The sequence below is a fragment of the Streptomyces sp. NPDC046122 genome (assembly GCF_056429965.1).
In genome coordinates, this window is record NZ_JBWKLQ010000002.1 from 25,914 (window position 1) to 35,277 (window position 9,364).

9 protein-coding genes are annotated in these 9,364 nt (G+C 70.0%); 5 read left to right on the top strand and 4 right to left on the bottom strand.

All coding sequences use genetic code 11. The features are described from left to right. Positions 1 to 14: 14 nt before the first annotated feature. Positions 15 to 1,283, top strand: a complete 1,269-nt coding sequence (gene tyrS / locus AC07FK_RS04970; protein WP_479102653.1) for a tyrosine--tRNA ligase — start codon at positions 15 to 17, stop codon at positions 1,281 to 1,283. 67 nt (positions 1,284 to 1,350) lie between these two features. Here the strand turns inward: tyrS and AC07FK_RS04975 are convergent, their stop codons facing one another. Further along, the gene (locus AC07FK_RS04975) at positions 1,351 to 1,626 is read right to left on the bottom strand and encodes a GlsB/YeaQ/YmgE family stress response membrane protein (protein WP_479102655.1); all 276 of its coding nucleotides are present in this window, start codon (positions 1,624 to 1,626) and stop codon (positions 1,351 to 1,353) included. 202 nt (positions 1,627 to 1,828) lie between these two features. On the opposite strand from AC07FK_RS04975, the gene AC07FK_RS04980 reads away from it, so the two are divergent. Both AC07FK_RS04980 and AC07FK_RS04985 read left to right on the top strand, forming a co-directional pair. Beyond that, positions 1,829 to 2,206, top strand: coding sequence for a DUF3099 domain-containing protein (locus tag AC07FK_RS04980; protein ID WP_479102657.1), 378 nt, complete (start codon positions 1,829 to 1,831; stop codon positions 2,204 to 2,206). A 195-nt stretch (positions 2,207 to 2,401) separates the two neighbouring features. After that, positions 2,402 to 2,662, top strand: coding sequence for a hypothetical protein (locus tag AC07FK_RS04985; protein WP_479102659.1), 261 nt, complete (start codon positions 2,402 to 2,404; stop codon positions 2,660 to 2,662). 8 nt (positions 2,663 to 2,670) lie between these two features. On the opposite strand, the gene moaA is transcribed toward AC07FK_RS04985, so the two are convergent. The 3 genes from moaA to AC07FK_RS05000 form a co-directional block, all read right to left on the bottom strand. Beyond that, positions 2,671 to 3,660: a GTP 3',8-cyclase MoaA gene (gene moaA / locus AC07FK_RS04990; RefSeq protein ID WP_479102661.1), complete on the bottom strand. Its 990-nt coding sequence runs from the start codon at positions 3,658 to 3,660 to the stop codon at positions 2,671 to 2,673. Between the two features lie 180 nt (positions 3,661 to 3,840). After that, positions 3,841 to 5,484 (bottom strand): solute symporter family protein, encoded by a 1,644-nt coding sequence (locus tag AC07FK_RS04995; protein ID WP_479102663.1) that lies wholly within the window; start codon positions 5,482 to 5,484, stop codon positions 3,841 to 3,843. Next, positions 5,481 to 5,846, bottom strand: coding sequence for a DUF485 domain-containing protein (locus AC07FK_RS05000; RefSeq protein WP_479102665.1), 366 nt, complete (start codon positions 5,844 to 5,846; stop codon positions 5,481 to 5,483). Before AC07FK_RS05000 ends, AC07FK_RS04995 begins: the two co-directional genes overlap by 4 nt. A gap of 240 nt (positions 5,847 to 6,086) precedes the next feature. Here AC07FK_RS05000 and AC07FK_RS05005 point away from each other — a divergent pair, with 240 nt between their 5' ends. Both AC07FK_RS05005 and AC07FK_RS05010 read left to right on the top strand, forming a co-directional pair. Next, positions 6,087 to 7,622 carry a S8 family peptidase gene (locus AC07FK_RS05005; RefSeq protein ID WP_479102667.1) on the top strand — a complete coding sequence of 512 codons (1,536 nt, stop codon included), beginning with the start codon at positions 6,087 to 6,089 and terminating at the stop codon, positions 7,620 to 7,622. Between the two features lie 37 nt (positions 7,623 to 7,659). Then, positions 7,660 to 9,213, top strand: coding sequence for a S8 family peptidase (locus AC07FK_RS05010; protein WP_479102669.1), 1,554 nt, complete (start codon positions 7,660 to 7,662; stop codon positions 9,211 to 9,213). Positions 9,214 to 9,364 lie beyond the last annotated feature (151 nt).

Below are 9,364 nucleotides of genomic sequence, written 5' to 3' on the forward strand. Positions count from 1 at the left end.
GGAGAGTCAACACCGTGACCGACATCGTCGACGAGCTGAAGTGGCGCGGGCTGTTCGCCCAGTCCACTGACGAGGACGCACTGCGCAAGGCGCTCGCGGACGGCCCGGTCACGTTCTATTGCGGCTTCGACCCGACCGCGGCCAGCCTGCACGTGGGGCACCTGGTGCAGGTCCTCACCGTCCGCCGGCTCCAGCAGGCCGGGCACCGGCCGATCGCCCTGGTGGGCGGCGCCACCGGCCAGATCGGTGACCCGCGGCCGACCGCCGAGCGCACGCTGAACGACCCGGAGACGATCGCGAACTGGGTGGGCCGGCTGCGCGCCCAGATCGAGCCCTTCCTGTCCTTCGAGGGCCCGAACGCGGCCACCATGGTCAACAACCTGGACTGGACGGCCGGGCTTTCCGCGATCGAGTTCCTGCGGGACATCGGCAAGCACTTCCGGGTCAGCAAGATGCTCGCGAAGGACTCGGTCGCCCGGCGGCTGGAGTCCGACCAGGGCATCAGCTACACGGAGTTCAGCTACCAGCTGCTCCAGGGCATGGACTTCCTGGAGCTCTACCGGCGTCACGGCTGCACCCTCCAGCAGGGCGGCAGCGACCAGTGGGGCAACCTCACGGCGGGGCTCGACCTGATCCACCGCCTGGAGCCGCACGCCAACGTGCACGCGCTGGCGACGCCGCTGATGGTCAAGGCGGACGGGACGAAATTCGGCAAGTCCGAGAGCGGCGCCGTCTGGCTGGACCCGGAGATGACCACGCCGTACGCGTTCTACCAGTTCTGGCTGAACGTGGACGACCGGGACATCTCGCGGTACATGCGCATTCTCAGCTTCAAGAGCCGCACCGAGCTCGAAGAGCTGGAGCAGCTCACCGAGGAGCGGCCCCAGGCCCGCGCCGCGCAGCGCGCGCTGGCCGAGGAGCTGACGACCCTGGTGCACGGCGCGGAGCAGTGCGCGGCGGTCGTCGCGGCCTCGAAGGCGCTGTTCGGCCAGGGCGAGCTGACCGGTCTCGACGAGGCGACGCTGGCCGCTTCGCTGTCGGAGCTGCCGCACGCCAGGGTCGCGGAGCTCGGGTCCGTCGTCGACCTGTTCGTCGAGGTGGGTCTCGCGCCGAGCAAGTCGGCCGCCCGCCGTACGGTCAAGGAGGGCGGCGCCTACGTGAACAACGCGAAGGTGGCCGACGAGGACGCCGTGCCGGCGGCCGAGGACCTGCTGCACGGCAGGTGGCTCGTACTGCGGCGCGGGAAGAAGAACCTGGCGGCGATCGAGGTCGCGGCCGGCTGAGCCGCTCGCCCGGGGAAGCGGCCGGGGGCGTGGACGCACGCTCCCGGCCGCTTGCCTCCGTGCCGGCTCAGGCCTGGCGGCTCCTGCCCTTCATCTTCGCGTAGAGCACGTCGCCGAGTCCGACGATCACCACCGCGCCGATCAGCTGGAGCAGGTGCCTGATCCAGTCGATGCCCTTGGTGTCCTCCACCCCGATGCCGCCGGCGACGGCGTTGCCGACGATGCTGCCGAGGATGCCGCATACGACCGTCAGCCACAGTGGGATCTGCTGCTTGCCCGGGATGATCGCCTTCGCGATCAGGCCGAGCACCAGGCCCACGATGATCGCCCACAACCAGCTCATGTCGCCTCCTCATCGGCGCGGTGTGCGCATGTGGGCCCAGTCTCGGACGGCCGTCCGTACGCCGCATGCCGGGCACCGCCATCCGTGCGACGGCGACCGCCCCGGCGACGGACGCCCCCGCGCTCGATGGCGGCGCGGCGGCGGCGTACCGTGGAGGGGTCCGGTCAGGGAGCGTGTCCGGCAGGGAAACAGGTGGTGCGACGTGCTGCGGAAGAAGAGCGACACCGAGGTCTTCCGGATCACCGGGGCCCGGCCGGCCCTGGCCGACGACGTGCGCGGACGCCAGCGCCGGTACGTGATCTCGATGTCGGTACGTACCCTCTCCGTGATCCTGGCCGCGGTCCTGTGGAACGTGGAGCGTCACGTCGCCATCGTGGCCCTGGCGCTGGGTCTCCTTCTCCCCTACATCGCCGTGGTCATCGCCAACGGCGGCCGGGAGAACGCCTCTTCACTGCCCTCGGCCCACATCCCGACGCCGGTCCGGCCCGCTCTGGAGAGCCCGCCCGAGCGGCCCGACGGGGAGGCCGCTCCGGAGGCGCGGGCAGCGGGGGCCGAGCAGCGGCCGCACGAGCGGAGCTGATCTTCCGCGGTCCGCAAAGCTCAGGAAAAGCTCAGATCAATCATGAAGTTCCGGTGCACCGCACCCCGTGTCGCGTGACATACTTCGTAGGCGCTCCGCATCCCCCGTCGGAGCGACGGACCGACGCCGGGCAGCTCCCCCCGTGGCTGCTCGGCGTCGCCTTTGTGACCAGCGGTGTGGCCTAGGGTTGAGTGCGTGAACTCCCCTGATTCCCTTCTTTTCCCCGGTTCGGCCGACGCCGGCGCCCCTGTGTGCTCCGCGAAGGGCTGCCGTGCGGCCGCCGTGTGGGTTCTCGCCTGGAACAACCCGAAGCTGCACACCCCCGAGCGCCGCAAGACGTGGCTCGCGTGCGACGAGCACCGCGAGCACCTGTCCCAGTTCCTCGGCGTGCGCGGCTTCCTGAAGGACGTGGTGACGCTCGCGGAGTGGGACCGGCGCACCGCCGCACAGGACTGACGGGCGCGTCAGCCTCCGATGGCCGACATCGGGCGGTCGGGCTGCAGGAAGGACGGGTCGTCCAGACCGGAACCGGCCTTCTTGCCCCACATCGCCAGCTTCCACAGCCGGGCGATCTCCTCGTCGGGGGCGCCGGAGCGCAGGGCTCCGCGCAGGTCCGACTCCTCGCGGGCGAACAGGCACGTGCGTACCTGACCGTCGGCGGTGAGCCGGGTCCGGTCGCAGGCCCGGCAGAACGGACGCGTGACGGAGGCGATGACGCCGACGCGGTGCGGGCCGCCGTCGACGAGCCAGCGCTCGGCGGGCGCCGAGCCGCGCTCGTCCTCCCCCTCGGCGGTGAGCGTGAAGCGCGTGCGCAGGGACTCCAGGATGTCACCAGCGGTGATCATGCCGTCGCGCTTCCAGCCGTGCTGGGCGTCGAGCGGCATCTGCTCGATGAAGCGCATCTCGTAGTGGTTCTCGACGGCCCAGGCGAGCAGGTCGGGAGCCTCGTCGTCGTTGAGCCCGGGCATCAGGACCGCGTTGACCTTGACCGGCGTCAGGCCGGCGTCGCGGGCGGCGGCCATGCCGTCGATGACGTCGTGGTGGCGGTCACGCCGGGTGAGGGTCTTGAAGACGTCGGGGCGCAGGGTGTCGAGCGAGACGTTGACCCGGTCCAGGCCGGCCGCCTTGAGGGCGGCCGCGGTGCGCTTGAGGCCGATGCCGTTGGTCGTGAGGGACATCTTGGGGCGCGGCGCGAGTGCGGCGCACCGCTCGACTATCCCGACGAGCCCCGGGCGCAGCAGCGGCTCGCCGCCGGTGAAGCGGACCTCGGTCACTCCGAGATCGGTCACGGCGATGCCGATCAGCCGGACGATTTCGTCGTCCGTGAGCAGGTCCGGCTTCGCCAGCCACTGCAGACCCTCCTCGGGCATGCAGTACGTGCACCGCAGATTGCAGCGGTCGGTGAGTGAAACGCGCAGGTCAGTGGCCACTCGGCCATACGTGTCGATCAGCATGCTCGACCCACTCCCCGATCCGGATTGGACTTGGTTGAACGCTGTCGAGCCTACGCGACGCCTCTGACAGGATCACGGGCCCGATACCACGGGAGCGGTGTGGCCGCGTCGTACGACTCTACGACGCGGCCACGGGGGCACGGCTGTGGGAAAGGGCGGAACGCCCGGTGGCCGGTACGCTCAGTGCGCGCCGATGCCCGTGAGTGACTTGACCTCCAGCTCCGCGTACTTCCCCTTGTCCGGCTCGTCCTTGGACAGTACGGACCCGAGCCAGCCGAGCAGGAAGCCGAGCGGGATGGAGATCAGCCCGGGGTTCTCCAGCGGGAACAGGGCGAAGTCGGCGCCGGGGAACATCGAGCTCGGCTTGCCCGAGACCACCGGCGAGAACAGGACGAGGCCTACGGACGCGGTCAGACCGCCGTAGATGGACCACAGGGCGCCCTGCGTCGTGAACTTCTTCCAGAACAGGCTGTAGAGGATCGTCGGCAGGTTGGCGGAGGCGGCGACGGCGAAGGCGAGGGCCACCAGGCCGGCGACGTTGAGGTCGCGGGCCATCGCGCCAAGGGCGATGGAGACGACGCCGATGGCCACCGTGGCCCAGCGGGCGGCGCGTACCTCTTCCTTCTCGGTGGCCTTGCCGCGCCTGATGACGTTGGCGTAGATGTCGTGGGCGAACGACGACGAGGACGCCAGGGTGAGGCCCGCGACCACCGCGAGGATGGTGGCGAAGGCGACCGCCGAGATCACGGCGAGCAGGATCGCGCCGCCCGGGGAGTCGGAGCCGCCGCCGATCTCCAGGGCGGCGAGCGGGGCCGCCGTGTTGCCGGCCTTGTTGGAGGCGATGATGTCGCCCGGCTTGAGCAGGGCGGCGGCGCCGAAGCCGAGCACGATGGTCATCAGGTAGAAGGAGCCGATGATGCCGATCGCCCAGTTCACGGACTTGCGTGCGGCCTTGGCCGTGGGGACGGTGTAGAAGCGGATCAGGATGTGCGGCAGGCCGGCGGTGCCGAGGACCAGGGCGATGCCGAGCGAGATGAAGTCCAGCTTCGAGGTGCCGGTGGCGCCGTACTTGAGGCCGGGCTCCAGGAACGCCGAGCCCTTGCCGCTGTTGGAGGCCGCCGTACCGAGGAGGTCGGACAGGTTGAAGTCGAACTTCAGCAGGATCAGGAAGGTGATCAGCAGGGTGCCCGCGATGAGCAGGACGGCCTTCACCATCTGCACCCAGGTGGTGCCCTTCATGCCGCCGATGGTGACGTAGACGATCATCAGGATGCCGACGAGGGCGACGATCAGGATCTTGCCCGCGTCGCTGGTGATGCCGAGGAGCAGCGAGACCAGGACGCCGGCGCCCGCCATCTGCGCGAGCAGGTAGAAGATCGACACGACGATGGTGGAGGCGCCCGCCGCGGTGCGCACGGGGCGCTGGCGCATGCGGTAGGCGAGGACGTCGCCCATCGTGTAGCGGCCGGAGTTGCGCAGCGGCTCGGCGACGAGGAGCAGCGCGACCAGCCAGGCGACCAGGAAGCCGATGGAGTACAGGAAGCCGTCGTAGCCGAAGAGGGCGATGGCGCCGGCGATGCCGAGGAACGACGCGGCGGACATGTAGTCGCCGGAGATCGCGAGGCCGTTCTGGAAGCCGGTGAACTGGCGGCCGCCGGCGTAGAAGTCGGAGGCGCTCTTGGTCTGGCGGCCCGCCCATACCGTGATGAACAGGGTGGCGACGACGAAGAGGCCGAACAGGGTGATGATGAGCGGCCGGTGCTCGCTAGCGTCACCGGCGGCGGCGAGCGGGACCGTGACCGCCGTGGTCAGCGCGGGGCTCATGCGTCGGCCTCCATACGGGACTTGATGGCCTCGGACTTCGGGTCGAGCTGCGTGGCGGCATGACGCGAGTAGAACCAGGCGATGAGGAAGGTGGTGGCGAACTGGGCGACGCCCAGGACGAGCGCCACGTTGATGTTGCCGAAGACCTTGGTGCCCATGAAGCCGCCCGCGTAGTTGGACAGCAGGACGTACAGCAGGTACCAGGCGATGAACGCGATGGTCAGGGGGAAGGCGAAGGACCGGTGGGCGCGGCGCAGTTCGCCGAACTCGGCGCTCTCCTGCACCTCGACGAACTCCTCCGTCGTGTGCCCTGTCCGGATCAGGCCCGTGCCGCCCTCGGGCGGTGGTGCGTCGGTTGCCACGGAATCTCCTCGCGAGGCGGGTGCGGTGGGTGGGGTGGACAAAGTGACCTCATTGGTGGGGGGTGATGGTGCTCGTCCCCCTGACAACGGCACGGATCACATCGCGTCTCGGTTCGGCATCCGCCATTTCTTTTCCGAACACGTTGATACGAACGCATGATCGGCGCTAGCTTCACTCGTCATGTACCCGCTCATGTGCACCCGCGCAGGAGCGGCTCTCACGGATGATGTGGAGAACCCATGGCTCATCTGGGATCCAGACGGCAGCGCGCACTCGCCCTGCCCGTCGGACTGGCTCTCACGGCTACGCTCGGCTTCCTGCCCGGAGCGGCCGCCTCGGCCGCGCCGCTGGACGGCTCCGACGCCCCGGTGGCGGTCGACACCACCGGTCCCAAGCTGTCGTACGTGGTCAACACCCAGGGCCACGGCGCGAGCGCTTCGGTGAAGCGGGCGATCGCCAAGGCCGGCGGCACGGTGGTGAAGGCGTACGACCAGATCGGGGTCATCGTCGTCCACTCGCAGAACCCGGACTTCGGCAAGCAGATACGCAAGGCCAAGGGTGTGGCCTCGGCGGGCGCGACCCGCACCTCTCCGCTCACTCCGGTCGGCATCACGGAGGAAGGCACCACGCAGAAGCTGTCCGCGGCCGAGGCCGCGAAGGCGGAGGCGGCGGCGGTGGCCGGCCAGGAGCCCCTGGAAGCCAACCAGTGGGACATCCGCGCCATCGGCGCCGACAAGGCCGCCCAGGTCAACGACGGCAGCTCGAAGGTCACCGTCGGCGTGATCGACACCGGTGTCGACGACACGCACCCGGACCTCGCGCCGAACTTCTCCAAGTCCCAGTCGGCCAACTGCGTCGGCGGCGTCGCGGACTCGTCCGAGGGCGCCTGGCGTCCGTACGCCGACGGCAGCGACCACGGCACGCATGTCGCCGGTACGATCGCCTCGCCGCGCAACGGACTCGGCATCGCCGGTGTAGCGCCGGGCGTGAAGGTCGCGGGTATCAAGGTCAGCGAGCCGGGCACCAGCCTCTTCTTCACCGAGGCGGTCGTCTGCGGCTTCGTGTGGGCCGCCGAGCACGGCATCGACGTGACGAACAACAGCTATTACGTCGACCCGTGGCTGTTCAACTGCAAGGACGACCCGGACCAGAAGGCCCTGCTCGACTCGCTGACACGCGCCACGAAGTACGCGGAGCGCAAGGGCGCCCTCAATGTGGCGTCCGCGGGCAACTCGAACTTCGACCTGGCGGCGGACGAGATCCTCGACGACTCCAGCCCCAACGACACCACCCCCGGTGACCGGGTCATCGACCCGTCCGAGTGCCTGGACGCGCCGACCCAGCTGCCGGGCGTCGTCACGGTCACCGCGACCGGTGACAAGAACGTCAAGTCGTACTACTCCACCTACGGTTACGGCGTCGCCGACGTCGCGGCCCCCGGCGGCGACAAGTGGCAGATCCCGGCCACACCGGACGCCAACGGCCGGGTCCTGTCGACCGTCCTCGGCGGCGGCTACGGCTACAAGCAGGGCACCTCGATGGCCGCCCCCCACGTCGCGGGCGTGGCCGCGCTGCTCAAGAGCGCGCACCCGAAGGCGACGCCCGCGCAGCTTCAGCGCCTGCTGAAGAAGCAGGCCGACAACCCGGGCTGCCCGAGCCACGTCTACGACGCGGCCGGCAACTGGGTCGAGGCCACCACCTGCGAGGGCGACGAGAACTACAACGGCTACTACGGCGCCGGCGTCGTCGACGCGCTCGACGCCGTCAAGAAGTGACCGTCCGAGGCTCCGCCCACCTGCGAACGGAGATTTCATGACGCCGCACCGCACCTCGCGGTCCCGCCGTACCGTGGCCGTGTCCGCGGGCATGGCCATGACCGCCGCCCTCGCGTTCCTGCCCGGCACGGCGTCGGCCACCTCGGCCGACGCGCTGGGCGCGAAGGACGCCGCGTCGGCGGTGGCCGGGGCGGCGGGCACGCCGCTGAGTTACGTCGTCAACGTCCGCCCGGGCAAGGGCAACGCGGCCAGGGCGAAGAAGGCGGTCAGCGCGGCCGGGGGCACGATCGTCCAGGCGTACGACCAGATCGGCGTGATCGTCGTCCACTCGTCGAACGACGCCTTCGCGCAGACGATGCGCAAGGTCAAGGGCGTGCAGTCGGCGGGTGCGACCCGCACGGCGCCGCTGCCCGCCCAGTCGACGAAGGACGTGGGTACGCCCAGGGCGCTCACCGAGGCCCAGGCCGAGGCGGCGTCCGCGGACGCCGTCGCCGGTGAGGACCCGTTGCAGCCGTTGCAGTGGGACCTGCCCGCCATCAAGGCGGACAAGGCCCACGAGAAGACGCTCGGCAGCCGGAAGGTCACCGTCGCCGTCCTGGACACGGGTGTCGACGACACCCATCCGGACCTGGCGCCGAACTTCGACCGCGAGGCGTCCGTCAACTGCGTGACCGGCAAGCCCGACACGGCGGACGGCGCCTGGCGCCCGTCGGCCGAGGAGAGCCCGCACGGCACGCACGTGGCGGGCGAGATAGCCGCCGCGAAGAACGGCGTCGGCGTCACCGGTGTCGCTCCGGGCGTCAAGGTCTCGGGCATCAAGGTGTCCACGACGGCCGGTTTCTTCTACACCGAGTCGGTGGTCTGCGGCTTCGTGTGGGCCGCCGAGCACGGCGTCGATGTGACGAACAACAGCTATTACACCGACCCGTGGATGTTCAACTGCGAGGACGACCCGGACCAGAAGGCGCTCGTCGACGCCATCGTCCGGGCCTCGCGGTACGCCGAGAAGAAGGGCGCGGTGAACGTCGCCGCGGCCGGCAACTCGAACTACGATCTCGCGGCGGACACGATCCACGACACGACGAGTCCGAACGACACCACTCCGGTGCCGCGCGACATCGACCCGGGCGAGTGCCTGGACGCCCCGACGCAGCTGCCGGGCGTCGTGACCGTCGCCTCGACGGGCGCCAAGGGCCTCAAGTCGTCGTTCTCCAACTACGGTTACGGTGTCATCGACATCGCGGCTCCGGGCGGCGACAGCACGGCGTACCAGAAGCCCGCGCCTCCCGCGACGAGCGGCCTGATCCTGGGCCCGGTTCCGGGCGGCAAGTGGGGTTACATGGCCGGTACGTCGATGGCCTCCCCGCACGTCGCGGGCGTGGCGGCGCTCATCAAGAGCACGCACCCGCACGCCTCGGCGAAGCGGATCAAGTCCCTCCTGGCGAGCCAGGCGGACGCGGCGCCCTGCACCGACCCGTACGACATCAACGGCGACGGCAAGGTCGACGCGGTGTGCGAGGGCGGTAAGAACTACAACGGCTTCTACGGTGTCGGCATCGCCGACGCGCTGGACGCCGTGACCAAGAAGTAGGCACCGCACGCGAGCGGGCCGCCCGGGACTCTTCCGGGCGGCCCGTTCTCGTGCCGTGGGGGGGGGGGGAGGAGGGGGGGGGGGGGAGAGAGAGGAAAGAGGGAGGGGGAAAGAAAGGGATGGAAGGAAGCCGGGAGGGGGTGGGGTGATG